Here is a 26,338-nt window from a genome sequence, read left to right as displayed (position 1 = left end):
TTTAAAGTAAAAAAACTATTCATCTGGAATAAAAAATATTATCATATTTTTTTACCAATAGATAAAAATAATGAAATAAATACGTTTTTTATTATTAATTTTCTTTTAAAAAAAAAAAATATATAACAATTCCTTATTCAAATTTTCATAAATTATCTATAGATAATTGTTTTTTTGATAGAAAAACATTGATAAAAATAAATAAATATGGAATTCCGGAACCTATAAATAAAAATATTATTCCACCTTATTTTATTGAAGTTATATTTATTCCATTATTAGTTTTCGATTTAAAAGGATATCGTATTGGTTATGGAAAAGGATTTTATGATAGATTTCTTACACTATGTAAAAAAAATATTCTTAAAATTGGATTAAGTTTATTTGATCCCATAAATTGTATTAAACCAATACATAAAAATGATCTTATAATAGATATAGGAATTACTATGAATCATACTTTTTTTTTTAAAAATTCAAGAAAAAAATACTTTAAAAATATCCCAAATAATGACCATAACCATAATTAAACTAATAATTAAAAATCCAATAATCGTAAAACGTTCAAAAATTTTTTCGTTTATCTTTTTTTTGGTTATCATTTCTATGATAATAAATAATACATAACCTCCATCTAATGATGGAATAGGAAATAAATTCAAAAAGGCCAACCATATAGATAAAGTAGCTGTTAATGTCCAAAATATTTCCCAATTCCATTGATCAGGAAATTCCTTAGCCATAGAAAAAAAACTACCTATATGTTTGTAAGCTCTAGTCTCTATATGAAAAACATTTTTTAAAAAAAATATTTGATTTTTTAAAACTTCCCATGATTTTTTTACACCATAAGGTAAACTTTCAATTATAGAATAATTTTTTTTTTCGAATGAAAAAATTTGATCCATATTTATAAAATTTTTCAAATTTATTCCTAATATACCTTTTTGATTTAAAAAAATTTCCTTTTGAAAAAGGTTCCCATTTCTATTGATAGAAACTAATATAGGTTGATTTTTATATTTCAATAAAATATCTTTTAATTGATCGGAAAATAAAATAAATTCCGAATTAATTGCTAAAATTTCATCATTATTTTTCAATCCAGATTTATATGCTACTGAATTTTTCATTACGTAATTTATAATAGGAGGAATACGAGGTTTAATAAAAAAATTAAATTCTTTTCTATCAAAAAAATATTTTTTTTTATCGTAATTCAATGATAAATGTATAATTTTTCCCATACGATCTATAGTAATGGAATTACCTAAAATAATTGCTTTAGGAATATCATTAAAATAAGGGATAAATTTTCCATTAACAAATAAAATTTTATCTCCGTTTTGTAATCCAATTTTTTCTCCTAAAGAATCTACTTCAATTCCATATTTTACATTTTTTGTAGGAAGTAAAATATCTCCATATTTAAATAATAAAAAAGAAAAAATAATAATAGATAACAATACATTGGAAATAATTCCTCCTAAAACAATTAATAATTGTTTTAATGAAGATTTTGAACGAAATTCCCAATCTTTTGTACTTTTTTTTTCTTTAGAAGAACTTTTATTTTCTTCTGTCATCATTCCAGATATTTTTACATATCCTCCTAAAGGTATCCACCCTATTCCATAAATAGTCTTTCCTATTTTTTTTTTGAAAATAGAAAACCAAGGATCAAAAAATAAAAAAAATCTTTCTACATGTACTTGAAATGCTTTAGCTAATAAAAAGTGCCCTAATTCATGAATTACTATCAATATAGAAACACTAAACAATAACTGTATGGATCTAACAATAATAGAAGTCATAAATTATAACATATTTATTTCAAAAAGTAGATAAATTTAAACCTTTATTTTCTTTTTTTACCATACATATATACTTAGAAGTATATTTAATTATTTAATTTTTTTAAATACATATAAATTTGAACTTATCTAATCTTAAAAAAGGAGAAAAAGGAATTATTAAGGGATATAAAAATGAAGATTTTCCTATAAAATTATTAGAATTAGGTCTTTTACCTGGTGTTAAATTTGAAATACTTTTTGTTTCGATTTTTTATGATCCACTTTGTATTAGTTATGATCAATCTTGTGTTATTTTACGAAAAAAAGAGGCAGAAAATATTCTAATAGAACCTATTTAAAATAATGAAAAAAATAATTAAATTGGCTCTTATTGGAAATCCAAATGTTGGAAAAACTTCTTTATTTAATAAATTAACTGGACTTAATCAAAAAGTAGGAAATTACTTAGGTGTAACAATTGATAAAAAAATAGGATATTTTTTTTACAAAAAAATATATTATCAAATCATGGATCTTCCTGGAACTTATAGCATATATCCATCATCTGATGATGAAGAAATAGTTTGTAGATTATTAAATGATACAAAAAACGTGAATGATTATCCAGATAAAATTATTGTTGTAGCGGATTCCTCTAATATAAAAAAAAGTATTTTTTTACTTAGACAAATACAAGATTTAGGTTTTCCGGTTTTATTCATATTAAATATGATTGATGAAGCAAAAAATAAGGGAATTTTTATTAATATAAAAAAATTAAAAAAATTTCTTATAACAGAAATTATATCAATAAATGCAAAGAAAAGGAATAAGGAATTAGAAAAAGTTAAAAATAAAATAAATAAAATAAATTATACAAAAAAATATAATTACTTTTTTTTTAATCCAAAATTGGATTATATCACTGCTATTAAAAATGTAAAAAGTTATTATCCAATTAATTCTTATAAAGCTTGGTATTATTTAGCTAATAATAGAATTTTTTTTAAAAAAAAAGATAAAATTTTAAATAAAATTAAAAAAAAACATAATATTATTTCTAAAAGATTACAAATTAAAGAAATACTATATAGATATAAGGAAATAAGTTACATTTTTTCTAAAACAGTTTCTGAATTCCTTTCGGATAAAGAAAAAAATTATTTAAATTTTCAAAAAAAAATAGATAAATATTTATTGGGCCATCCTTTATGGGGTTATTTAATTTTCTTTTTTTTTATTATTCATTATATTTCAAAGTGTTTTTTTTTTTATCAGAAAATCCTAAAAAAATTTATAGAATTTTTTTTTTATTTTTTTCAAAAAAAATTAGTAACATTTTATCCAGGTCCTTTAAATCATTTTTTTATCCAAGGTATTTTACCTGGAATTATTACTATTATTACTTTTATCCCACAAATTTTTATTTTATTATTTTTTATTATTCTTATGGAAGAAAGTGGTTATATGAGTAGAGTAATATTTTTAATGGATAGAATTATGCGCCCATTTGGATTAAATGGAAAAAGTGTAGTTCCTCTTATTTCTAGTTTTTCTTGTTCTATTCCAGCAATAATGGCATCTAGACATATAGAAAATTCTAGAGATCGATTAATCACTATTTTAGTAACTCCTTTTATGACATGTTCAGCTAGATTACCTATTTATACCTTAATCATTTCTTTAATTATTCCGGATAAAAAATGGTATTTAATCCAATTAAGAGGATTAGTACTCATGGCAATGTACCTTCTAGGTTTTTTCTCTGCTTTAATTATTTCTATGATTATTCATTATTTTATTCTCAAAAAAGATTATAAAAATTATCTTATTATGGAAATGCCAACTTATAAATATCCCATATTCATAAATATATGGATTCCATTATGGATAAATATAAAATCTTTTATTTTTAATACAGGAAAAATGATTTTGTTAGTAAATGTATTAATATGGGGATTAGGATCTTTCGGTCCTTCAAAAGAATTATCAAATAAAAATTCTATTTTTTTGGAAAAAATAATAAAAAAAAAAGAACTTCCTAATTCTTATTTAGGTTTAATAGGAAAAAAAATAGAACCATTTATTCAGCCATTAGGATATAATTGGGAAATAGGAATTGGTTTGATTTCTTCTCTTATAGCAAGAGAAGTTTTTGTTAGTACAATGGGATCAGTCTATAATATAGAAAAAGAAAATTTTTTATTAAAAGAAAAAATGAAAAAAGAACAATTTTATAATACAAAAAAACCTGTTTACAATATAGCAACAGGATTTTCTTTACTACTTTTTTACGCATTTTCTATGCAATGTATGAGTACCTTATATACAGTAAAAAAAGAAACAAAATCTTGGAAATGGCCTATTATACAATTATTTTTTATGACAATATTAGCTTATTTTTCTTCTTTCTTCATTTATCAAATATTAAAAAAATAAAAAAATGTGGCAATATATTATGATTGGTCTATTTTTTTCTTATTCTATTCTTTTTTTTATCAAAAAATTTTTGAATTTTTTTTTCAAAAAAAAGGAATTTTTGTAAAAAAAAATGCCATTGTAAATTATAATTTTTTTTAATTTTTAATAGAAAAATCTATTAATTTTTTCAATAAATTAGAGATAGAAATACCAGCTACATTTAATTGTTTTGGAAAAATGCTTTTTTTAGAAAGCCCAGGCACCGTATTAATTTCTAGAAAAAAGGGTTCTCCATTTACAAGAATAAATTCCGATCTAGATATTCCAGATAAATTTAAAATTTTACATATTTTTTTTACTAATTTTTGAATTTTATTTTCCATATTTGGAAGTAATCGAGCTGGTGTAATTTCTTGAGATCCTTCGTCATATTTTGATTCAAAATCGAAAAAATCATTTTTACTAATTATTTCTGTAATTGGTAATACTGTAATTTCATGATTAAACGAAATAACTCCTACTGAAATTTCAATTCCTTTTAAAAAAGATTCAATAATTATTTCGTCATCTTTTTTAAAAGCCTTTTTTATAGCAGGAAATAGTTCTTCTTTTTTATATACTTTTGATATACCTAAACTAGATCCGGATCTATTAGGCTTTACAAAACATGGTAATCCAATTTTTTTTATTATTTTTTTTTCACAAAAAGGTTGATTTTGATTCAAAAAAAAGGAAATTGCTGTATTTATTCCAAATTCCTTTAATAAGGTTAAACAATACTTTTTATTAAAAGTAACATTTGCCTGATGAAAATTACATCCTGTATAAGGTATTTTCAATAAATGAAAATAAGCTGGTAAAATTCCATCTTCTCCTGGAGTTCCATGAATAGCATTAAATACACAATCAAATTTTAAAATTTGATTACTTTTAAGAAGAATTGTAAAATCTTGTTTATTAATAGAATATTCCTTTTTTTCTCCTATTAAAACCCATTTATCTTTGAATATATAAATTTGATAAGGATCAAATTCTTCTCTATTTAAATTTTCGTAAACTATTTTTCCACTTTTTAATGAAATGATAGATTCTTCGGTATACCCTCCCATAATAATAGCAATCTTTTTCATTATTCTTTATTTATTTTATATTTATTCAGTTATGATATATTTGAAATACGGTTTAATTTTAATTTTAAATTTATTAATATCCATATTTATTTTATATAAAATAATTAATTTTTCATTAAAATGGGTAGATTTTTATACAAAACATGGTACTTATGTAAGAGTTCCGGATCTTCATTATTTATCTTTAAATAAATCCTTATCTATTTTAAATAAATTAGGATTAAAATACGATGTAGATACATCATTTTATGATCCCTATTTTAATCCTTTTCAAGTTATTTCCTTCTTTCCAGAAGCTGGAGATTATGTTAAAAAAGGAAGATCTATATATATCAAAGCTAATCCCAAAAATTTTCAATCTACTATATTACCAAATATAATAAATATGCATAAACATATAGCAATTAAATTGATTCATGCTAATCATCTACTAGTAAAAAATATAAAATATATGAATAATCTATCTAAGGATATTGTTCTAAAAGTTTTTTATAAAGGAAAATCCATTCCATCTGGATATATTTTACCAAATAAAGATAAAATTACTTTAATAGTTGGAAAAGGATATGAAAAAAATTGTTTTATAGTTCCAAATGTTATTGGAATGTCTTTATCTTCTGCTACTGATACTTTGAAAAAACAATCATTTAACATTATTCATTTTTATGATGAACAGTCATTGGATGATGATTCTATAAATAATGCAAAAGTTTACCATCAAGAACCTGATCCTGGAAAAATAAAGGATAAAAATTCTCCGATATATATTTGGTTAAAATCGAATAATTCAAAAGAATTATTCGATAGTTTAATTCCAACATATGAATTTAATCCTTCGAAAAATATAAATAAAAAAGAGGATAAAATTCAAGAAAAATTTATACAAAAAATAGATATATATAAAGAAAAAAAAATAGGAATATAAAAGAATAAATGCACATCAAAAAATTTAGTTTTTTATTAAAAAAAAATCAAAAATCTATTCGAATTGATAAATTTTTAATGAAATCAATCCCAAATATTAGTAGAAATCAAATCCAAAAGGCTGCAAATTTAGGAAAAATTTTGGTAAATAAACGTTTTGTAAAAAAAAATTACCAAATAAAACCTTTTGATTTTCTAGAAATAGAAATATCTTATCTACCCATTTTAGATTTAGAATATAAAAATATTATTGCAGAAAAAATACCTCTTGATATTATTCATGAAGATGAGGATATTATTGTAGTTAATAAAAAGCCAGGTATGGTAGTACATCCAGGAATTGGAAATGAAAATGGGACTTTAATTCATGGAATTAAATATCATCTAAAAAATAATAATAAATTATTATATAGGTTAGGTTTAGTTCACAGAATTGATAAAGATACTTCAGGGTTACTTGTTTTAGCTAAAAATGAATATGCACAAAAATTTTTATTTCAACAATTTATTTCTAAAACTATTAAAAGAAAATATATAGCTTTAGTATGGGGAGATTTAAAAAATGAAGAAGGGACTATAACTGGATTTATAGGAAGAGATCCAAAAAATAGAAAAAGAATGACTCTTTTTAAAAAAGATTTTTATAGAGGAAAATATTCAATCACTCATTACAAAGTTTTAGAAAGATTTAAATATATAACATATATTTCCTGTAATTTAGAAACAGGGAAAACACATCAAATAAGAGCTCATTTTAAATATTTAGGGCATCCATTATTTAATGATATTATTTATGGTGGAAATACAATTTTAAAAAGTTTTTCAAAAAAAAATTTTAAATTTTTAAAAATATGTTTAAATATTTTAAAAAGTCAAGCATTACATGCAATTTCACTTTCCTTAATTCATCCAAACAATGAAAAATATCATTTTACTAGTCCAATTCCTGAAGATTGGAAAAAAGTTATTCAAAAATTTAGAGAAAAATTTTCATTTTTATAATAAAGTACCATGAAGAATAATATAAGACATAGAAAAATATATTATTAATCCAATAACATCTACTAATGTAGCCACAAAAGGAGCAGAAGAACTAGCTGGGTCACCTCTAAATTTTTTAATTAAAAAAGGTAACATAGATCCACTAAATGTTCCCCATAAAACAACGAAAATTAAAGATAAAAAAACTGTTAATCCAACTAATATAAAATGAGGTCCATAATTGAAAAAATTTATATTATGCCATGCCAAAACACGGATAAATCCAGTTAATCCTAAGATACTTCCTAAAAAAAAACCACATATTATTTCTCTTCGCATTACTATCCACCAATCTTTTATTTTAACTTCTCCTAAAGCCATTGCTTGAATAATCAAGCTAGATGCTTGAGATCCACTATTCCCACCACTAGAAACAACTAAGGGAATAAATAAAGCCAAAACTACTGCTTTTTCTATAACACTTGAAAAATTCTGCATAACAGTTGTCGTTAACATTTCACCTATAAATAATAAAATTAACCATCCAGCTCTTTTTTTAATTAATTTAGATAAAGGAATATTTAAATAAGATTGATTCAAAGCTTCCATTCCACCTATTTTTTGAATATCTTCTTTATAATTTTTATTTAAAACCCATAATATATCATCTATAGTTACTATTCCAAGAAAATTTTTTTTATCATCTATTACTGGAAGTGAAATTCTATTATTCATAGAAAATATTTTATTTGCTTCTTCTTCTGTATCGGTAACATTTAAAGCAGCAGTATATTTTCTATCCATTAATTCTTCTACTTTAGTATCTATATCTACTAATAAAAATTCTCTTATTTTGATATCATCTACTAATTTTCCATTTTTATTTACTATATAGATAATTTCTATTATATCACTATTTTTACCTTCTTTTCGTATATATTCTAATACTTCTTTTACCTTCCAAGTATCTTGTACAGCAAGATAATCTGGAATCATAAGACGTCCGACACTATTTTCAGGATATCCTAAAGAAATTAAAGTCCTACGTTTTTCTTCCGGATTTAAATATTTTATCAAATCTTTTAAAGAATCTTTTGGTAGATTTTCCAAAAATGATACACGATCATCCACAGATAATTGATTCATGAATTCCATTATTTTAATAGATGGAAACCCTTCAATAATTTTTTTTTTTATAGAAAAATCTAAAAATTTAAAGACGGAAGTAGCTTTATTTATTTTTAATAAATAAAATATTTCTATAGAATTATCCGGATCATCTTGAATTAATGTTACCAAATAACTAATAGTTTGATTATTAAAAAATTTTTGATTAAAATTATTTTTAAAACAATCTTGATGGTTATTAAACATTTATTTTCTTTTTTAGAAAAACTTTTTTTATTATCATCAAATAATTATGGATAATTATATTTTTTAAATTAAATATTATTGTTTTTTACAGAAATCACTCAATAAAATTACGTAACAAAATTATTGAATTTTTTATATAGAATTTAAAATAAAATAAACATGGAATATAATTTTCGAAAAATAGAAAAACGTTGGCAAATATATTGGAAAAAAAACAATATTTTTCATATAAAAGAAAACGAAACCAAAAAAAAATACTATATTTTAAATATGTTTCCTTATCCTTCAGGATCTGGTCTTCATATAGGACATTGTTTAGGATATATTGCTTCCGATATTTATGCGAGATATAAACGTGCTGAAGGTTACAACGTATTAAATCCTATAGGATTTGATTCCTTTGGGCTACCCGCAGAACAATATGCTATTCAAACTGGACAGCATCCCTACGAAACTACTAAAAAAAATATACAACAATATCAAAAACAGATGGATAAAATAGGTCTATCTTTTGATTGGAGTCGAAAATTATATACCAGTAATCCTGATTATTATCGATGGACTCAATGGATGTTTATTCAAATTTTTAATTCTTGGTACGATAAGGATAGTGAAATAGCTCGGCCTATCAACTTTTTAATTAAAGAATTTAATAAAAACGGAAATTTATCTATTAATGCTAGTACTTCCTTAAAGTATCAATTTGATTCCAAAAAATGGAAAAAATTTAGTTCTTTAAAAAAAGATTCGATACTTTTAAATTACCGATTAGCATTTTTATGTAAAAATACAGTTAATTGGTGTCCAGATCTAGGTACCGTTTTAGCAAATGATGAAATAAAAAATGGAAAAAGTCAAAGAGGTGGATATCCAATTTATAAAAAAAAAATGCTTCAATGGCATATAAGAATTACCGCTTATGTAGAAAGACTTTTAAAAGGTCTAGATTTTATTGAATGTTCTAATTCTCTTAAAAAACTGCAATATAATTGGATAGGTAAAAAAACCGGAATTACCATATTTTTAGAACTTTTTTTTTCTAAAAAAAACGATAAAAAAATAGAATCTTTTATTTTTCGTCCAGAAATTATATTTGGAATAACATTTATTATTATATCTACTGATCATCCATTATTAAAAATCATTACTATTCCTCATTATAAAAAAAGTCTTCTTGCATATATTAATATGCAAGAAAATTATGTAGAAAAATCAGAAAAAGAAAAAAATATTTCAGGATTTTTTACAGGAAATTATGTTATACATCCATTTATTAATGGTAAAAAAATTCCTATTTATGTTAGTAATTATTTTTCTGTAGATACTCAAGTAAAATCTATAGTAGGTATACCTAGTCATGAAAAATATAGCCTAAAATTTGCAAAAAAATTTGGATTAGAAATTTTACCAGTTTTTTTTGAAAAAAATAAAAATAATAAAAATGAACTTTATGAAGGAAAAAATGGAATTTGTATTAATTCTGATTTTTTAAATGGACTAAATGCTAAAGAAGCCAGGAAAAAAATAATCCAAATTTTTAAAAATAAAAACATTGGAATAAAAAAAATAGTTATCGATTACGAGATGCCGTTTTTTCCAGACAGAGGTACTGGGGTGAACCTATTCCAATTTATTTTAAAAAATAAAAATCCTAAAACTATTCCCATAGAAAAACTTCCTCTGCTTTTACCAAGAATAGAAAATTATCATCCAAAAAACGGAAAATCTCCATTAATGAGAGTAAAAAATTGGGCTTGGGACGAAAAAAATATGAAAATTGTTTCAAATACTCTTATTGATAATAAATATGTATTTCCAATAGAAACTAGTACTATGCCATGTTGGGCGGGATCTAGTTGGTATTTTCTTCGTTATATGGATGGACATAATCCAAATTTTTTTTTGGACAATAAAAAAGAGAATTATTGGAAAAATATAGATCTATATATTGGGGGATCGGAGCATTCTACAGGTCACTTAATTTATGCAAGATTTTGGCATAAATTTCTGAAAGATAGAGGATGGATAAAAACCGAAGAACCTTTTCATAAAATATTAAATCAAGGAATGATCCTTATTCACTCTGCTATGATATTAAAAATTATTGGAAAAAATATATTTGTTTCCTATGGGTTATTAAAAAATAAAAATAGTCTATCATTTCAAGAAATATATGTAGATATTTCTCTAATAAATCATAATAACGAATTAAATATAAATAAATTGAAAAAATGGAATCCTGAATTTTCCAATTCCAAATTTATTTTAGAAAAAGGAATTTTTTTTTGTAAAAGAAAATTAGAAAAAATGTCCAAATCTAAATATAATATTATTAATCCAGATCATATTTCTGATAAATATGGATCAGATATTTTTCGTATTTATGAAATGTTTTTAGGACCAATTACATTATCTAAACCTTGGAATGATCAAAAAATTATTGGAATAAAAAAATTTATAAATAAATTTTGGCGTTTATTCCATAAAAATGGAGTATTTCAAATTAGTAATTTATCTCCAACATTTAAGGAATTAAAAATTTTACATTACACAATTAAAAAATTAAAAGAAAGAATAGAATCTTTCTCTTTTAATACATCTATTAGTTATTTAATGATGATTGTTAATAAATTAACTATTTTAAAATGTAATAAAATAAAAATATTGGAACCTTTAGTGAAATTAATGGCTCCATTTTCTCCTCATATATCTGAAGAAATTTGGAAAAAATTAGGAAATAAAAAATCTATTTTATTTTCACCTATACCTATTTTTAATCCAAAATATCTTATAGAAAAAAAAATTACATATCCAATTATGTTTAATGGAAAATTAAAATTTAAAGAGATTTTTGATTCAAATCTAACAATAGAAAAAATAAAACAAAACATTTTAAATCATCCTAAAACTATATTTTTTTTAAAAGAAAAAGTATTAAAACGAGTAATTATTATTCAATACAAAATAATAAATATTTTATTTATTTAATTAAATATCAGTTTTTTAATTAAAAATTAAAATAATCTCTATTCAAATAGATATTTTGTATATTTAAAAAATATTTCAACATAATACGTAGATTTGTATTTAATTACAGCATTTTTTTTTGAATTTTTTCATTTTATATTTAAAAATGTGTAAAAATTTTTTTATGTCAAAAAAAAATAAAAGTAAAGCTGGTACATATAATAGTTTTTTTAGTTGTATAGAAAAAAATTTTGATAAAGCAGCACGATTTATTTCTATTGAAAAAGGACTTTTAGAACAAATTAAATATTGTAATGCTGTATATCGTATGCACTTTCCTGTAAAAATAGGAAAAAAAATCAAAGTTATTGAAGCCTATAGAGTCCAACACTCTCATCATAAATTACCCTGTAAAGGAGGTATCAGATATAGTATAAAAGTAAATCAAGATGAAATTATGACTTTAGCTGCACTTATGACATATAAATGTGCTATTGTAGATGTCCCTTTTGGTGGATCTAAAGGTGGAATTAAAATAGATCCACAAAATATTTCTGTAGAAAATATAGAAAAGATTACACGTCGTTATACTTCTGAATTAATTAAAAAAAATTTTATAGGTCCAGGAATTGATGTTCCAGCTCCTGATTATGGAACTGGAGAAAGAGAAATGAGCTGGATTTTTGATACTTTTTTATCTATACTTCCTGGAGAAGTAGATGCCTTAGCCTGTGTAACTGGAAAACCTATTTCTCAAGGAGGTGTTAGAGGGCGAAAAGAAGCAACTGGATTAGGAGTTTTTTACGGAATTAGAGAATTATGTTGTATGAAAGAATATATGTTTTCTATTGGTCTGGATTTAGGATTAGATGGAAAAAAAGTTATAATACAAGGTTTAGGAAATGTAGGTTATCATGCCGCTAATTTTTTTCATGAATCAGGTGCTATTATTGTGGCTTTAGCAGAAAGAGAGGGGGCAATTTACAATAAAAAAGGATTGAATGTATCTAAAGTGATACTACATTTAAAAAATACTGGATCCATATTAAATTTTCCAGAATCAAAAAATATTAAAAATACAGAAAAAGCATTAGAATTAGAATGTGATATCCTAATACCTGCTGCATTAGAAAATGTTATACATAAGAATAATGCTAATCGTATTAAAGCAAAAATTATTGGAGAAGCTGCAAATGGTCCGGTAACTCCTGAAGCGGATGAAATATTAGAAAAAATGGGGGTAATTATAGTTCCAGATATTTATTTAAATGCTGGAGGAGTGACAGTTTCTTATTTTGAATGGTTAAAAAACTTAAGTCATGTACGTTATGGTCGTATGGAAAAAAGATTTAATGAAAATATGAATTTTGACCTTTTACAGGTTATTGAAACGATTTCTCATAAAAAAATTCCAAAAGAAGAAAAAAAAAATATTTTAAGAGGACCAAGAGAAATAGATTTAGTACGTAGTGGGTTAGAAGATACAATGATTAGTGGATTTCATAAAATTCATGATTTAAAAAAAACATTAAAAATAGAAACTATGCGGACATCTGCTTTTGTCCTTTCCATAAATAAAATCATAGATTCTTATGAAAAGTTAGGAATTTTTCCATGAAGTACAAAAGATCATTATTAAAATTAAGTGGAGAATCTCTTATGGGAAATAAGAATTTTGGACTTCATTCTACTCGTCTTCAACAACATGCCGAAGAGGTAAAAAAAGTTGTAGATATGGGGGGCCAAGTGGCTATAGTTATTGGTGGAGGAAATATATTTAGAGGTTATTCTAGGTTAAATAGTACAATAGATCGTATAGGTGGAGATTATATGGGAATGCTAGCTACTGTTATAAATGGAATTGCACTACAATCTTACTTAGAAAATATAGGAATATGTACCTCTATACAAACAGCTATTAGAATGGATCAAATTGCGGAACCTTTTGTCAAGGATAAAGCTATTCATCATTTAGAAAAAGGCAGAGTAGTTATATTTGTAGCAGGATTAGGAAATCCTTATTTTACTACAGATACAGCAGCTGTATTACGTGCTATAGAAATAAAGGCTGATGTTTTATTAAAAGGAACTAGAGTTGATGGAGTCTATACTAAAGATCCGGAAAAAGATAAATATGCTAAAAAATTAAAAAAAATATCCTTTGATATGGCTTATCAAATGGGAATAAAAGTGATGGATCAAACCGCTTTTATTTTAGGAAATGAAAATAATTTACCCATTATTATTTTTGATATCAATAGAAAAGGTAATTTTAAAAAAGTAATTTCCGGAGAAGAAATAGGTACCTTAGTTTCTAAAAAATAATAAAAAATTATGGATGAATTAAATAAAATTTTTTCTTCTTGTAAAAAAGACATGAAAATAATTTTAAAAAAATTACAAGAGGAAATTTATCCTATTCATTTAGGAAGTAAATCCATTCTTACCTTTTTAGAAAAAATAAAAATAAAGTGTTATGGGACTTTTTTACCTTTAATAGAAGTAGCTAATATTAATATTGTAGATAATATGACTCTAACAATTCAACCTTGGGATCGGTCTCTTATTTCACATATAGATAAAGCCATTATAGATACTAATTTAGGAATTATGCCTACTAATAAAGGAGACTATATTCAAATTAATATTCCTATTATTACAGAAGAAGGAAGAAAAAATTTGATAAAAAAAATAAAAAAACAAATAGAACAGGCAAAAATATACGTAAGAATAATACGAAAAAAAAATAATCAATCCATAAAAAAATTAAAATTGGCCCAAGATTTATCTAAATCAGGAGAAAACAGTATACAAAAAATAACGATTGAATATATTCAAAATATGGATAATCTTTTTCTTTATAAAGAAAAAGAAATTTTAAAAATATAAAAATCTGTATATTTTATGATAAAAAAATATTCGATTAAAGAATTGTTGAATAATGGTAATTTTTTTTTAGAAAAAAAAGTTTTAGTTGAGGGATGGATACGTTTTTTTCGTAATTCTATTTTTATTGCATTAAACGATGGATCTACCATTAAAAATATTCAAATTGTTTTATCTAAAAATATAGATAAAAAATTGATAAAAAAAATAACAATTGGAACATCTATTAAAGTTATAGGAATATTAAAAAAAAGTATAGGGAAAAAACAATCTATAGAAATTCAATCTTTATATATAAGTATATATGGAAAAGTAGACCAAAAAAATTTTCAAAAATCTATTTTACAACCTAAAAAACATAGTTTAGAAAAACTACGTAAACAAGCACATTTACGTTTCCGTACAAGTATTTTTAGTAGTATTATACGTATACGTCATCATATAGCTTTTTCTATACATAAATATTTTCATGAACATGGATTTTTTTATATTAATACTCCAATTATTACTACTTTAAATGCTGAAGGAGCTGGAAATATGTTTCAGGTTACGACTATGGATTTAAAAAATATTCCATGTATAAAAAAAGGAGATATAATAGATTATAAAAAAGATTTTTTTCAATGTAAAACCTATCTTAGTGTATCTGGACAATTAGAAGCTGAAACTGCTTCTTTATCTTTAGGAAAAGTATATACTTTTGGACCTGCTTTTCGTGCAGAAAATTCCAATACTTCACGACATTTATCCGAATTTTGGATGATAGAACCCGAAATTGCCTTTTATCATTTAGAAGAAAATATGAATTTAGCAGAAAATTTTTTAAAATTTATCATACAATATATTATTGAAAATTGTGTAGAAGATTTATTTTTTTTAAAAGAAAATATAAAAAAATGGAATAAAGAGGATAATTTTTCCATTTTAGATAGACTAGAACTTATATTAAAATTTCCATTTAAAAGGATTAGTTATACTGAAGCTATAAAAATTCTTGAAAAAAAAAATAAAAAATTTTTTAATCCAGTAATTTGGGGGATGGATTTACAATCTGAACATGAACAATATTTAGTGAATGACCATTTTCAACATCCTGTCATTGTTTTTGATTATCCTTCCTGTATTAAAGCTTTTTACATGCGTATAAATAATGATGGAAAAACAGTGAGGGCAATGGATATTTTGTTCCCAAAAATAGGAGAGATTATTGGAGGATCTCAAAGAGAAGAACGTTATGATCTTTTATTGAAGCGAATGAAAGATACAAAAATAGATGATAAAAAACTTTGGTGGTATTTAGATACTCGTCGTTTTGGTTCTGTTCCTCATAGTGGATTTGGATTAGGATTTGATCGTTTAGTTCAATTTATTACAGGAATGAAAAATATTCGTGATGTAATTCCTTTTCCAAGAACACCAAATAATGCAGAATTCTAAAACATGTTAAAACAAAAATTATTACAGAAAGGAAAACAAAAACTTTCTCCCCAGCAAATAAAACTAATGAAATTGGTGCAATTATCTACTTTGGATTTTGAACAAAGAGTTAAACAGGAATTGGAAGAAAATCCAGCATTGGAAATGGAAGATGATCTATTAAATTCTATCAGTATTAGTGAAGAAGAGGAAAATTTAGATATATCAGAAAATATGATGGATCTTTCAGAAGATCAAAATCCATCTATAGATAGTGATGAAATAAATATTGATGAATATTTAAGTGATGATGAAATTTTGGATTTCAAAAATAATATCCCTAATCAAAATCATAGTGAAAAAAAATATATCCCAATAATTTCTGGAATTTCTTTTCAAGAATATTTAAAAAATCAATTACATACTTTTCGTTTTTTAAATAATGAAGATTTATTGATATCAGATTTTATAATAGGAAATATAGATGAAGATGGATATATAAGAAGACCAATTTCTTCTATAGTAGATGACATATTTTTGATACTTGGAATATCTGTTACTGAAGAAAAAATTGAAAAATTACTTTCAAATTATATACAAAAACTAGATCCTATAGGAATAGGAGCTAGGAATTTACAAGAATGTATTCTTATACAATTAGAAAATAAAAAAAAAACTACAGAAGTTTTTCTTGCCAAAAATATTATACAAAATAATTTTGAATTTTTTACAAAAAAACATTATCAAAAGCTGCAAAATAAATTAGGAATAACAAAAAAAAATTTACGAAAAGCTATTTATCAAATAGAAAAATTGAATCCAAAACCAGGTAAAATATATTCTGAAAATACTAGAAATTTAAATCATTTAATTCCCGATTTTACAATTTGTATTGTAGAAGGTGATTTAGAACTATCTCTAAATCATAGAAATACTCCAGAATTAAAAATATCTTCTATATATTTAGATATGTTGAAATCTTATAAGTATTCAAAAAAAAATATGAAAAAAAACGATAATAATACTATTTTTTTTATAAAACAAAAAATAGATTCTGCTAAATGGTTTGTTGAATCGATAAAACAACGTCAAAATACATTAATGTTAACAATGAACGCTATTATGGATTATCAAAAAGAATATTTTTTTACTGGAGATCCATATAAAATAAAACCTATGATTTTAAAAAATATATCCCAAAAAATTGGAGTAGGTATATCCACTGTTTCTCGTGTTGCTAATAGTAAATATGTGAATACTCCATATGGAACATTCTTGATAAAAAGTTTTTTTTCTGAAAAAATGATTAATAAAGAAGGAAAAGAAATTTCTTCCATTGAAATTAAAAAATTATTAGTAGAATCTATTGAAAAAGAAAATAAAAAAAACCCACTTACTGATGAAAAATTATCAAAAATTTTAAAAAAAAAAGGATATATAGTGGCTCGAAGAACTGTAGCTAAATATAGAAATCAAATGAAAATATCTGTATCAAGAATGCGAAAAATTTTATGATCTTATTTTTTTATAATAATAGTTTTCCAATTAGAAAATTCTTTTATAGATAGAGCAGAAAGTTCTCTTCCATATCCAGATTTTTTTACTCCTCCAAAAGGGAAACGAGGATCTGATTTTACAATTTCATTAACAAATACCATTCCAGTATTTATTTTTTGGGATAATATTTCTGCTTTTTTTAAATTTTTAGTCCATATAGATGCTCCTAATCCATAACAAGTAGCATTAACAATAGAAGGAATTTCTTTTTCATTATAAAAAGTATAAACTAATCCTATTGGACCAAATATTTCCTCTGAAAAAAATAGATTATTATCTTCTATTTTTAATAAAGAAGGAGAAAAAAAATTTCCATTTTTTTTAGTTTCTAAGCATATTTTACATCTATTAGATGAAATAATATTCTTATATTGTTTATACAATTTTTCCGATAAGTCTGAACGAGCAATATAACCTATATTAGTAGATTCCTCATATAAATCTCCTTGATGATATTTTTTCATTTCTTGAATAATAAGATCTATAAAATCATCTACAATAGAATGATCTATAATAAAACGTTTAGCAGAAATACACGATTGTCCTGTATTATTTAATCTCGACTCTGTAGCAAATTTTGCCGTTTCTTGGATATTTTTTACATCTTTCATTACAATAAAAGCATCATTTCCTCCTAATTCTAGAATAGATTTTTTAATATGCTTACCAGCTATATTTCCTATATGACTCCCAGTTAAATAACTTCCTGTAAAAGTGACTCCTTGTATAATAGGATTTTCTATTACTAATTCTATTTTAGGTATATCTATTAAAAAAACTTGAAAAATTCCTTTTGGAAATCCAGATTCAATAAATATTTTTTCTAAAAGAATAGAACAACCTACCGTATTAATAGCAGGTTTCAAAACAATTACATTTCCTAGTAAAATATTAGGAATTGCATATCTTATAGTTTGCCAAATAGGATAGTTCCAAGGCATAATTCCTAATATAGGACCTATAGGTTCAAATCTAATATAAGATTTTTCATATTCAGTATAGATATTTTTAAAAAAAATAGATTCTTCTAAATCAATATAATATTTGCATAAATTGATACTTTTATTTACTTCTTTACGGGATTGCGTTATAGGTTTTCCCATTTCTTGGGTTATTAAATATGATAAAATATCTAAAACCTCTTTCATGGAAGATATTAATTTATTAATGTATTCAATCCTAGAAGAAAAAGAAAAAGATTTCCATTCTTCATATGCTTTATTAGCTAAATTAAGTTTATCATTAATTTTTTCATCCTCTATAAAAGAATAAGTATTTAATATATTATTATCAACAGGATTAATAGTTTGGAATTTCATAATTTTTTTTATAAAAAATAAAAGAATGGTAAAATTTCTATATATTATTACCATTTAAGTTAACAGAAATTTTTTCCATTAAAAGCTATTGCATAAAACTTAATTTTTTTTAAAAATAAAAGCATACCATTAGCACGAATCGGGGATAAAAATGATCGAAACCCAATTTCAGAAATAAAATTGGCCTTATATGAAATAATTTCAAATGGAAAATGACCTGAATATATCCGAATCATAATAGCTGCCATCCCTCTAGGTAAAAGAGCATCACTATCTGCATCAAAAAAAATACGTACTCCTTTTAATTTAGCTTCTAACCAAACATTAGATTGACATCCATGAATTAATTTATCTTCAGATCTAAAAATATTGGACTTTTTTGGTAAATTTTTTCCTAAATCTATAATGTATTCATATTTTTCTTCCCAATTTTTGAGAAGAAAAAATTCCTTTTTAATTTTTTCTTCTTTATTCTGTAATGTCATTTCAAATATTTTACAAAATTAAAATATAATTGATCAATTTTTTTATAGCTATTTTTTCCGATACTATCATATTTTTAAGTTATTTTATTACTTCATACCATTTTCTATTTTTTAATCCACAATCTGGATTAATCCAATTATTTTTATAATTGATATTCTATTAGAAACTTTTTGAATTAAATCGAATATTTTTTTTACAGTAGAAATTTTTGTAGAAAAAATATCATATACCACTTCTAAATTTCATTTGGATAAGAAAATTTTGAAAAGGCCTTTAATAATTTAATTATTTCTAAAGTAATCACATCGGAATATAGATCTTTTATATGTTTCAATATATTATTAAAAAATACCTGTAACACATATGTGTATGAATTTGTATTTCATCTTCCACTCCACTTGAAGAAAGACGAAAGTCTTTAATAGACCATTTAAAATAAAAGTCCAAATCTTTTTTTTTCAACAGATTTTTTCTAAAGATTTTACTTCATCTACCCCCTAATAATCCAAAAAATCTGATAGAAAATAGTAAAAATAGGTTGATCATTTTTCTCAAATGATCCATGTCCCAAAACATCTAAATTTATTTTTTCATATTTTCTTTTTTACTTAACTTTCTTTTTCGGAATTTACTTTTTAAATTTCAAATTTATTTTTTTTGAGGAAATGATCCAATAGTTATTATTGGAAATAAAGATAAATTAAATTTTTGATGCTATTTTTTTTTACGAATCTTAAAAGGATTTTTTATTTTTAGTACTCTTTCTTTAACTTTTTTATCATTAAAAATAAAAGAAGTTTTTATTTTTTCAAAAAAATACAAATTTTTTATTAAAATAGAATTATTTCCTTTTATAATATTTTTTAAATTGATTAATTCATAAATTTTTTGTTTAGTAAAAGACTATTTTTTTTTGATATCCATACATAGGAATAGAATGTTCATATCCTATATATATCTATATAGGAATATGTAAAAGTGAACAATTAGGTGCAATCATCACTCTTTTTTCTCCTAATAATTTTATTGATTTTTCAATTTTTTTTATGGAATTAACATAATTATTTTTCAAAATATTTTTTCCATCGATGAATACTAAAGATAAAATTGTTTTTTTATCTATTAAAAAATCTAAGATTATTTATAATTTTCTGGATATTCTATTAAATAAATATGTAAAGTTTGGATAGAAAGATTTTTAAGAAAAAAAATATTTTCTAAAATTCCATCAAAATAGGATGGAAGTAAAATATTTATTTCCGAACAAATTTTATATATTTCTTGATAATCATATTTAAATATTTCTATTTTTTTTTAAAATAAATCTAAAACTAAAATTGATACATCTATTTGAATATAAGTAGCTTCTTAATCCTTTAATTTTTTAATTATTTTTATATAAACTGGAATAATATTTTCAATTAAATCCATTTTATGAAATAAATTTTCTTTTTTTATATCCCATACATCTTTTTAAACTCCTCTAACCATGGAAAAAATAAAGATCTATATCATGTTTCATAGGAATTAAAGAATAATATTTTGGAATAGATTCCAATAAAAAAATATATCTAGAACATGATCATAAAAACTAAAATCATTACATGGAATCAAATCTAAACCAGCATATTCTTGTATTTTTAAATTTTTTTTTCGTATTTTATAACCAATGTTCAATAAATCCTTCAATAGGATAACCTAAATTATGTTTCAGCATAAAATTATTTTTATTTATATTAAAAACCAATTATAATTCTATTTGTTATAAGAAATAAATAAGTTATATTTTATTACCCATTGAATGATATAAATATTCTAATATTTCTTTATCTAAAAAAGAAAAAGAAATATTTCTTCTATTCATCATTATCTCAGCAGTTTCACAAACCTTTACAAAAGGAATTACTTTTCTATTTTGTATTCCACCTAAAGAAAAAGAAGGAATATATCTAGGAGGAAATCCATATCCAAAGATATTTGTATTTACACCTACTATTGTAGCTGTATTAAATTGAGTATTAATTGAAGATTTGGAATAATCGCCCATGATCATTCCAAAAAATCGAACATCAATAGGAAAAAATTTTTTTTTTTCATAACTCCAAACTTTAACTTTAGAATAATCATTTCTTAAATTAGAAATATTGGTACCAGCTCCTAAATTACACCATTCGCCCAAAACCGTATTTCCCAAAAAACCATCATGAGCTTTATTAGAATAAGAAAAAATAACAGAATTTTTAATTTCTCCTCCTACTTTACAATTAGGACCAATCGTTGTCCCACCATATATTTTAGATCCCATATTTAAGATGGATTTTTTACAAATTGCTACAGGTCCTCTAATCATAGATCCTTCCATTATTTGAACTTCTTTTTCAAGATAAATGGGACCAAATTTTGCATTTAATACAATATTCTCGGCTGTCATATCTTCTTCTAAAAAAATTTTTTCTTTACAAAGAAGGTTATTTTTTCCAAATAGAGAAAACGAATTTTTTCCTTTTGTTAAAAAATGAAAATCTTGTTTTAAGATAATTTCATTGTTTATAAATATATCCCATGGATATTGAATATAAATTACCTGGTTAATATGATATATTTTTTTATATTTTTTTAAAAATGGAGTATCTTTTCTATAAAAAAAAAGAGATTTTCGTACAGCTACCATTTTTTCTTGAAAAAAGATAGCCTCATTTTCTTTTAATTCAAAAATTATTTGAATCAATTTTTCATTTGGAATAAATGAAGAATTGATTAGTAATATATTTTTGTGCATTCCCTTTTTTTTTTCTATTCCAAAAGAATATTTTTTTGAAAGAAATGGTTTTGTAAGAACAAATGCTTTTCCTCCAATATATTTTTCCCATCTTTCTCTTATTGTAAATATTCCTAATCGAATTTCTGATACTGGTCTAGTAAATGTGATAGGAAGTAAATTTTGCCATTCAGTATTACCATCGTATAATATGAAATAATCCATATAGTAAGATAATTTATATTAAAATTTTTTATATTTTTCGTATTTTTTTTTAAATTTTTCTGCTGGTCCTGTTTTACCTAAAAATTTTTTTTCTCCAGTAAAAAATGGATGAGAATAACTAGATATTTCCATTTTATATAGTGGATAAATAGATTCATCTATTTTAATGGATTCTTTTGTATTGACGGTAGATCTACAAATAAATAGTATTTCGTTGTTAATATCTTTAAATACAACAGGTCTATAATTTTCTGGATGTATTTTTTTTTTCATAATATTTTTTAATTTTTTTTTTAGGAAAACGATAAATCATTCCATTAATATTCATACCTGCTCCTAATGAAGCCATTAATATGGTATCTCCAGGATTAATTTCATGAGGAGGCATTCTTTTTTTAAGAATTAAATCCAATATAGTTGGAACAGTGGCAACAGAAGAATTTCCAAATTTTTGAATAGTCATTGGCATTAAATTTTTACAAAAATCTTTATTTGAAGATGAATACTCATACAAGTTCAACAATCTTTTTAAAATAGCATAATCCATTTTTGCATTAGCTTGATGAATAAGAATTTTTTTAAGATCTTTAATATGAAAATTCGAATGATCTAGTATATTTTTTAGCATATTTGGAACTTCTTTTAATGCATATTCATAAATCCGTCTTCCATTCATTTTAATATTCACTAAAGATTTTTTATAATTAGGATTTAAAGAGTAACTATTAGTCAAATAATGTAGTTCCTCATTATTATTGCATTGAGTATCATAATGAATAATTCCTTGATTATCTTCTACTATTTCGATAGCGGATAAAACTACAGCTCCCGCTCCATCTGAAAAAATCATAGAATTTTTATCATGTGGATCTATTACTTTAGATAAAGTTTCAGAACTAGTAATCAAAATATTTGTAGCGTTTTTAGATCTTAAAAGTTGATCTGCTAATATCATTCCTTCTATCCATCCTGGACAACCAAAAATCATATCATATGGACGACATTTTTTATTTTTTATTTGGAGTTTATTTTTTACTCTAGAAGCTATAGATGGCATTAAATCAGATTGTAAAGAAATCGGATTAATATCTCCATAATTATGGGCAGAAATAATATAATCTATTTTTTCTTTATTAATTTGAGAATTTATTAAAGCTCTTTTTGCAGCTATAGAAGCAATATCAGAATTCAATAATGAATTATTTATATATCTTCTTTCTTCTATTTCTGTAATTTTTTGAAATTTTTTGATAATTTCTTCATTAGGTTTTTCACTTTTTAATCCTTTTTTATCGTAAAATATATGTTTTAAAAAATGATTATTACTTATAATTTTATTTGGTAAGTAATGTCCAGTTCCTGTAATTATTGATCGAATCATTTTTTTTAATAAAAATAATAATTAAAAATAAAAAGCAAAAAAAAATAAAATTTTTAAATAAAAAATCATTTTTATTAATAACTTAAAATAAGTAAATATTAATTCATATCATTTATGAACAAAAATTCTATTTCATCAGAAGATAAATTAACAAAAATGTTTGATAATATCTCTTCAAAATATGATTTTCTAAATCATATATTATCTTTTGGAATAGATATATTATGGAGAAAAAAAGTAATAAATTTACTAATCACTATTAAAAAAAAAAAATACAAAAAAATATTAGATTTGGCTACTGGAACTGGAGATTTAGCTATATTATTAGCAAAAAAATTTAGAAATGCTTCTATTATTGGTTTAGATCCTTCTGAAAAAATGTTAAAAATAGCAAAGAATAAAATAAAAAAAAATTTTTTAGAAAAAAGAATAACTCTAATTCAAGGATATTCACAAAATATACCTTTTGAAAAAAATACTTTTGATTTAGTAACTATTGCGTTTGGAATAAGAAATTTTAAATATATTCACCTTTCTTTACAAGAAATATATAGAATACTAAAACCTTTAGGAATTTTAGAAATTCTAGAATTTTCTAACCCTTCAAATCCTTATATAAAAATATTTTATCATCTTTATTCTCATTCTATTTTGACTAGAATAGGAACTTTTTTTTCAAAAAATTATTTTGCTTATAACTATTTACAAGAATCTATTAAATATTTTTCTTATTATGGAAAAAAAATGAAAAAACTATTAAAATACCACGGATTTAAAAATTATTCTACAAAAGAATTAACTTTTGGAATTGTTTCTATTTATTTATCCCAAAAAAATAATTCAAAAATTTATTTTTGATTAATTAAAAAATTTCATTATAATGAAATATTTATCTGGATATTTAACATCTTCTTTTATAAAAAAAAGAATAAAAAAAATAGAATCGATCATACGATCACCAATAAAAATACAACATAATTTAATCCATAAAATGATATTTTATGCAAAAAAAACAGAATTTGGAAAAAAATATGGATTTCAGGATATTAAAGAATATCAACAATTTTCTGAAAGAATTCCTATATGCAATTATATAGATTTAATTCCTATAATTAAAAGAATTCGTAAAGGGGAAAAGGATATATTATGGCCTGGAAAAGTAAAATGGTTTGCTAGATCTTCTGGTACTACCAATACAAAAAGTAAGTACATACCTGTTACTAACTTTTCTATGCATGATTGTCATTATAAAGCCGGAAAAGATATGCTATCTATATATATTCATAATCACCCAGAAACAAAAGTATTCTTTGGAAAAGCTCTACGTTTAGGAGGTAGTCATGAATTATGTAAAAAATACAATACTTTTTATGGAGATTTATCTTCCATTTTAATAAAAAATCTTCCATTTTGGGCAGAATATATTAGTATTCCTAGAAAAAAAATAGCCTTAATGAGTGAATGGGAAAAAAAATTAGAAACTTTAGTAAAAGTAACTGCATCCAAAGATGTTCGTATTTTATTAGGAGTTTGTTCTTGGCTATTAATTTTTTTAAATCAATTATTAAGCAAATTTAATAAACAAAAAATAAATGAAATATGGCCTAATTTAGAAGTTATATTCCATGGAGGGGTAAATTTTAATCCTTATATTAAACAATATAATGATTTATTTAATACACCTATTAATTATTATGATGTATACAGTTCATCCGAAGGATTTTTTGCCGTACAAGATCAAAAAAATGTTGATGGTCTTTTACTTTTATTAGATCATGGAATTTTTTATGAATTTATTCCTATGGAAGAATTTCATAAACCTTATCCAAAAATTTTTCCTATTGATAAAGTAGAATTAAATAAAAATTATGCTTTAGTGATTTCTACTAATGCTGGACTATGGAGATACATAGTTGGAGATACTATTAAATTTACTAGTATATCTCCATATCGTATATCTATTTCTGGAAGAACAAATCATTATATCAATTCTTTTGGAGAAGAATTAATTATAGAAAATGCAGAAATAGCTTTAAAAAAAACTTGTTTAAAAACAAATTCTATTATTCATGAATATACTGCAGGACCAATTTACATGAAAAAAAAAAATTCTGGAGCTCATGAATGGATTATAGAATTTAAAAAAACTCCAAAAAATTTATCCTATTTTAGAGATATTTTAGATAATGAATTAAAATTATTGAATTCTGATTATGAAATTAAACGATATAAAAATATGGTTTTACGTCCACCTGTTATATATATAGCTAGAACTGGATTATTCTACGATTGGTTAAAAATACATAAAAAACTAGGAGGTCAAAATAAAGTTCCTCGTTTATCTAATGATAGAAAATATCTAGATTCTCTACTTAAATTAAAATAAAGTATAAATACATATTTATAAAATATTTTTAACTTTATCAAATAAAGATATTGTATTATTATGTATTTAACTGAAAATAAAAAAAAGGAAATATTTAAAACATATGGAATTTCCGTTTTGGATACAGGATCTTCTCAATCTCAAATAGCTTTATTTACTTATCGAATTAATCATTTAAGTAAATATCTAAAAAATAATAGAAAAGATTTTAATACAGAAAGATCACTGATAAGATTAGTAGGAAAAAGAAAAAAATTATTAAAATATATAGAAAAAAAGGATGTAAATAGTTATAAAAAAATTATAAAAATCCTAGGATTAAGAAAATAAT

Annotated in this window: 24 protein-coding genes and 1 pseudogene; 14 read left to right on the top strand and 11 right to left on the bottom strand. The window is 23.0% G+C overall.

What is annotated here, in order from left to right; translation table 11 throughout:
* Window positions 1-122: 122 nt before the first annotated feature.
* Window positions 123-530: a 5-formyltetrahydrofolate cyclo-ligase gene (locus BLBCPU_RS03075; RefSeq protein WP_371136971.1), complete on the top strand. Its 408-nt coding sequence runs from the start codon at window positions 123-125 to the stop codon at window positions 528-530.
* Here the strand turns inward: BLBCPU_RS03075 and rseP are convergent.
* A complete protein-coding gene (gene rseP / locus BLBCPU_RS00605; protein ID WP_014246074.1) occupies window positions 477-1,814 on the bottom strand; it encodes an RIP metalloprotease RseP in 1,338 nt (445 codons plus the stop codon). The two genes, BLBCPU_RS03075 and rseP, sit on opposite strands and share 54 nt — an antisense overlap.
* 119 nt (window positions 1,815-1,933) lie before the next feature.
* Here rseP and BLBCPU_RS00600 point away from each other — a divergent pair, with 119 nt between their 5' ends.
* Both BLBCPU_RS00600 and feoB read left to right on the top strand, forming a co-directional pair.
* Window positions 1,934-2,155 carry a FeoA family protein gene (locus BLBCPU_RS00600; protein WP_014246073.1) on the top strand — a complete coding sequence of 74 codons (222 nt, stop codon included), beginning with the start codon at window positions 1,934-1,936 and terminating at the stop codon, window positions 2,153-2,155.
* A 4-nt stretch (window positions 2,156-2,159) separates the two neighbouring features.
* Entirely contained in the window at window positions 2,160-4,235 is a 2,076-nt protein-coding gene (gene feoB / locus BLBCPU_RS00595) for a ferrous iron transport protein B (RefSeq protein ID WP_014246072.1), read from the top strand.
* A 137-nt stretch (window positions 4,236-4,372) separates the two neighbouring features.
* Here feoB and BLBCPU_RS00590 read toward each other — a convergent pair whose 3' ends face one another.
* Window positions 4,373-5,347 (bottom strand): D-alanine--D-alanine ligase, encoded by a 975-nt coding sequence (locus tag BLBCPU_RS00590; protein ID WP_014246071.1) that lies wholly within the window; start codon window positions 5,345-5,347, stop codon window positions 4,373-4,375.
* 31 nt (window positions 5,348-5,378) lie between these two features.
* Between BLBCPU_RS00590 and BLBCPU_RS00585 the strand changes: the two genes are divergently transcribed.
* Both BLBCPU_RS00585 and BLBCPU_RS00580 read left to right on the top strand, forming a co-directional pair.
* Window positions 5,379-6,272 carry a PASTA domain-containing protein gene (locus tag BLBCPU_RS00585; RefSeq protein ID WP_014246070.1) on the top strand — a complete coding sequence of 298 codons (894 nt, stop codon included), beginning with the start codon at window positions 5,379-5,381 and terminating at the stop codon, window positions 6,270-6,272.
* Window positions 6,273-6,280: 8 nt separating this feature from the next.
* Complete coding sequence (locus tag BLBCPU_RS00580) at window positions 6,281-7,273, top strand: RluA family pseudouridine synthase (protein ID WP_014246069.1); 993 nt, start codon at window positions 6,281-6,283, stop codon at window positions 7,271-7,273.
* On the opposite strand, the gene mgtE is transcribed toward BLBCPU_RS00580, so the two are convergent.
* Window positions 7,268-8,626 carry a magnesium transporter gene (gene mgtE, locus BLBCPU_RS00575; protein WP_014246068.1) on the bottom strand — a complete coding sequence of 453 codons (1,359 nt, stop codon included), beginning with the start codon at window positions 8,624-8,626 and terminating at the stop codon, window positions 7,268-7,270. The two genes, BLBCPU_RS00580 and mgtE, sit on opposite strands and share 6 nt — an antisense overlap.
* 159 nt (window positions 8,627-8,785) lie before the next feature.
* On the opposite strand from mgtE, the pseudogene leuS reads away from it, so the two are divergent.
* The 6 genes and pseudogenes from leuS (at window position 8,786) to rpoN (ending at window position 17,410) form a co-directional block, all read left to right on the top strand.
* Window positions 8,786-11,614: pseudogene (leuS, locus tag BLBCPU_RS00570) on the top strand (leucine--tRNA ligase).
* A 163-nt stretch (window positions 11,615-11,777) separates the two neighbouring features.
* On the top strand, window positions 11,778-13,211 hold the full coding sequence (locus BLBCPU_RS00565; protein ID WP_014246066.1) for a Glu/Leu/Phe/Val dehydrogenase: 1,434 nt from the start codon (window positions 11,778-11,780) through the stop codon (window positions 13,209-13,211).
* Window positions 13,208-13,918, top strand: coding sequence for a UMP kinase (gene pyrH, locus BLBCPU_RS00560; protein ID WP_014246065.1), 711 nt, complete (start codon window positions 13,208-13,210; stop codon window positions 13,916-13,918). Before BLBCPU_RS00565 ends, pyrH begins: the two co-directional genes overlap by 4 nt.
* 9 nt (window positions 13,919-13,927) lie before the next feature.
* The gene (locus BLBCPU_RS00555) at window positions 13,928-14,482 is read left to right on the top strand and encodes a ribosome-recycling factor (RefSeq protein WP_014246064.1); all 555 of its coding nucleotides are present in this window, start codon (window positions 13,928-13,930) and stop codon (window positions 14,480-14,482) included.
* A 15-nt stretch (window positions 14,483-14,497) separates the two neighbouring features.
* Window positions 14,498-15,916 carry an asparagine--tRNA ligase gene (gene asnS, locus BLBCPU_RS00550; RefSeq protein ID WP_014246063.1) on the top strand — a complete coding sequence of 473 codons (1,419 nt, stop codon included), beginning with the start codon at window positions 14,498-14,500 and terminating at the stop codon, window positions 15,914-15,916.
* 3 nt (window positions 15,917-15,919) lie between these two features.
* A complete protein-coding gene (gene rpoN, locus BLBCPU_RS00545; RefSeq protein WP_014246062.1) occupies window positions 15,920-17,410 on the top strand; it encodes an RNA polymerase factor sigma-54 in 1,491 nt (496 codons plus the stop codon).
* A gap of 2 nt (window positions 17,411-17,412) precedes the next feature.
* Here rpoN and BLBCPU_RS00540 read toward each other — a convergent pair whose 3' ends face one another.
* The 8 genes from BLBCPU_RS00540 to BLBCPU_RS00520 all read right to left on the bottom strand — a co-directional run bounded on the left by BLBCPU_RS00540 (window position 17,413) and on the right by BLBCPU_RS00520 (window position 23,621).
* On the bottom strand, window positions 17,413-18,771 hold the full coding sequence (locus BLBCPU_RS00540) for an aldehyde dehydrogenase family protein (RefSeq protein ID WP_014246061.1): 1,359 nt from the start codon (window positions 18,769-18,771) through the stop codon (window positions 17,413-17,415).
* 59 nt (window positions 18,772-18,830) lie between these two features.
* Window positions 18,831-19,256 carry a SufE family protein gene (locus BLBCPU_RS00535; protein WP_014246060.1) on the bottom strand — a complete coding sequence of 142 codons (426 nt, stop codon included), beginning with the start codon at window positions 19,254-19,256 and terminating at the stop codon, window positions 18,831-18,833.
* A gap of 79 nt (window positions 19,257-19,335) precedes the next feature.
* On the bottom strand, window positions 19,336-19,389 hold the full coding sequence (locus BLBCPU_RS03070; protein ID WP_235609661.1) for a hypothetical protein: 54 nt from the start codon (window positions 19,387-19,389) through the stop codon (window positions 19,336-19,338).
* A gap of 198 nt (window positions 19,390-19,587) precedes the next feature.
* Window positions 19,588-19,704, bottom strand: coding sequence for a hypothetical protein (locus BLBCPU_RS03065; RefSeq protein ID WP_254044406.1), 117 nt, complete (start codon window positions 19,702-19,704; stop codon window positions 19,588-19,590).
* Window positions 19,705-20,784: 1,080 nt separating this feature from the next.
* A complete protein-coding gene (locus BLBCPU_RS03055; protein ID WP_254044405.1) occupies window positions 20,785-20,946 on the bottom strand; it encodes a hypothetical protein in 162 nt (53 codons plus the stop codon).
* A gap of 91 nt (window positions 20,947-21,037) precedes the next feature.
* Complete coding sequence (locus BLBCPU_RS00530) at window positions 21,038-22,240, bottom strand: putative sugar nucleotidyl transferase (RefSeq protein WP_014246059.1); 1,203 nt, start codon at window positions 22,238-22,240, stop codon at window positions 21,038-21,040.
* Between the two features lie 18 nt (window positions 22,241-22,258).
* On the bottom strand, window positions 22,259-22,513 hold the full coding sequence (locus BLBCPU_RS00525; RefSeq protein WP_014246058.1) for a type B 50S ribosomal protein L31: 255 nt from the start codon (window positions 22,511-22,513) through the stop codon (window positions 22,259-22,261).
* The gene (locus BLBCPU_RS00520; RefSeq protein ID WP_014246057.1) at window positions 22,482-23,621 is read right to left on the bottom strand and encodes a 3-oxoacyl-ACP synthase III family protein; all 1,140 of its coding nucleotides are present in this window, start codon (window positions 23,619-23,621) and stop codon (window positions 22,482-22,484) included. Before BLBCPU_RS00520 ends, BLBCPU_RS00525 begins: the two co-directional genes overlap by 32 nt.
* Window positions 23,622-23,735: 114 nt before the next feature.
* Here BLBCPU_RS00520 and ubiE point away from each other — a divergent pair, with 114 nt between their 5' ends.
* Genes ubiE through rpsO form a run of 3 tightly spaced genes read left to right on the top strand, consistent with a single transcriptional unit; the run spans window position 23,736 to window position 26,337 of the window.
* Window positions 23,736-24,479, top strand: coding sequence for a bifunctional demethylmenaquinone methyltransferase/2-methoxy-6-polyprenyl-1,4-benzoquinol methylase UbiE (gene ubiE, locus BLBCPU_RS00515; protein ID WP_014246056.1), 744 nt, complete (start codon window positions 23,736-23,738; stop codon window positions 24,477-24,479).
* Window positions 24,480-24,501: 22 nt separating this feature from the next.
* Complete coding sequence (locus BLBCPU_RS00510; protein WP_014246055.1) at window positions 24,502-26,007, top strand: GH3 auxin-responsive promoter family protein; 1,506 nt, start codon at window positions 24,502-24,504, stop codon at window positions 26,005-26,007.
* A gap of 60 nt (window positions 26,008-26,067) precedes the next feature.
* A complete protein-coding gene (rpsO, locus tag BLBCPU_RS00505) occupies window positions 26,068-26,337 on the top strand; it encodes a 30S ribosomal protein S15 (RefSeq protein ID WP_014246054.1) in 270 nt (89 codons plus the stop codon).
* The last annotated feature ends 1 nt before the right edge of the window (window position 26,338 follow it).

It is taken from the genome of Blattabacterium sp. (Cryptocercus punctulatus) str. Cpu, assembly GCF_000236405.1.
Taxonomy (GTDB): Bacteria; Bacteroidota; Bacteroidia; order Flavobacteriales; family Blattabacteriaceae; genus Blattabacterium; species Blattabacterium punctulatus.
This window is presented reverse-complemented; position numbering and strand designations above follow the sequence as displayed.

Coding starts and splice junctions, on each gene's coding strand:
- rseP (WP_014246074.1), bottom strand. CDS start 1,814: ATGACTTCTATTATTGTTAGATCCATACAGTTATTGTTTAGTGTTTCT.
- feoB (WP_014246072.1), top strand. CDS start 2,160: ATGAAAAAAATAATTAAATTGGCTCTTATTGGAAATCCAAATGTTGGA.
- BLBCPU_RS00590 (WP_014246071.1), bottom strand. CDS start 5,347: ATGAAAAAGATTGCTATTATTATGGGAGGGTATACCGAAGAATCTATC.
- BLBCPU_RS00585 (WP_014246070.1), top strand. CDS start 5,379: ATGATATATTTGAAATACGGTTTAATTTTAATTTTAAATTTATTAATA.
- BLBCPU_RS00580 (WP_014246069.1), top strand. CDS start 6,281: ATGCACATCAAAAAATTTAGTTTTTTATTAAAAAAAAATCAAAAATCT.
- mgtE (WP_014246068.1), bottom strand. CDS start 8,626: ATGTTTAATAACCATCAAGATTGTTTTAAAAATAATTTTAATCAAAAA.
- BLBCPU_RS00565 (WP_014246066.1), top strand. CDS start 11,778: ATGTCAAAAAAAAATAAAAGTAAAGCTGGTACATATAATAGTTTTTTT.
- pyrH (WP_014246065.1), top strand. CDS start 13,208: ATGAAGTACAAAAGATCATTATTAAAATTAAGTGGAGAATCTCTTATG.
- BLBCPU_RS00555 (WP_014246064.1), top strand. CDS start 13,928: ATGGATGAATTAAATAAAATTTTTTCTTCTTGTAAAAAAGACATGAAA.
- asnS (WP_014246063.1), top strand. CDS start 14,498: ATGATAAAAAAATATTCGATTAAAGAATTGTTGAATAATGGTAATTTT.
- rpoN (WP_014246062.1), top strand. CDS start 15,920: ATGTTAAAACAAAAATTATTACAGAAAGGAAAACAAAAACTTTCTCCC.
- BLBCPU_RS00540 (WP_014246061.1), bottom strand. CDS start 18,771: ATGAAATTCCAAACTATTAATCCTGTTGATAATAATATATTAAATACT.
- BLBCPU_RS00535 (WP_014246060.1), bottom strand. CDS start 19,256: ATGACATTACAGAATAAAGAAGAAAAAATTAAAAAGGAATTTTTTCTT.
- BLBCPU_RS00530 (WP_014246059.1), bottom strand. CDS start 22,240: ATGGATTATTTCATATTATACGATGGTAATACTGAATGGCAAAATTTA.
- BLBCPU_RS00525 (WP_014246058.1), bottom strand. CDS start 22,513: ATGAAAAAAAAAATACATCCAGAAAATTATAGACCTGTTGTATTTAAA.
- BLBCPU_RS00520 (WP_014246057.1), bottom strand. CDS start 23,621: ATGATTCGATCAATAATTACAGGAACTGGACATTACTTACCAAATAAA.
- ubiE (WP_014246056.1), top strand. CDS start 23,736: ATGAACAAAAATTCTATTTCATCAGAAGATAAATTAACAAAAATGTTT.
- BLBCPU_RS00510 (WP_014246055.1), top strand. CDS start 24,502: ATGAAATATTTATCTGGATATTTAACATCTTCTTTTATAAAAAAAAGA.
- rpsO (WP_014246054.1), top strand. CDS start 26,068: ATGTATTTAACTGAAAATAAAAAAAAGGAAATATTTAAAACATATGGA.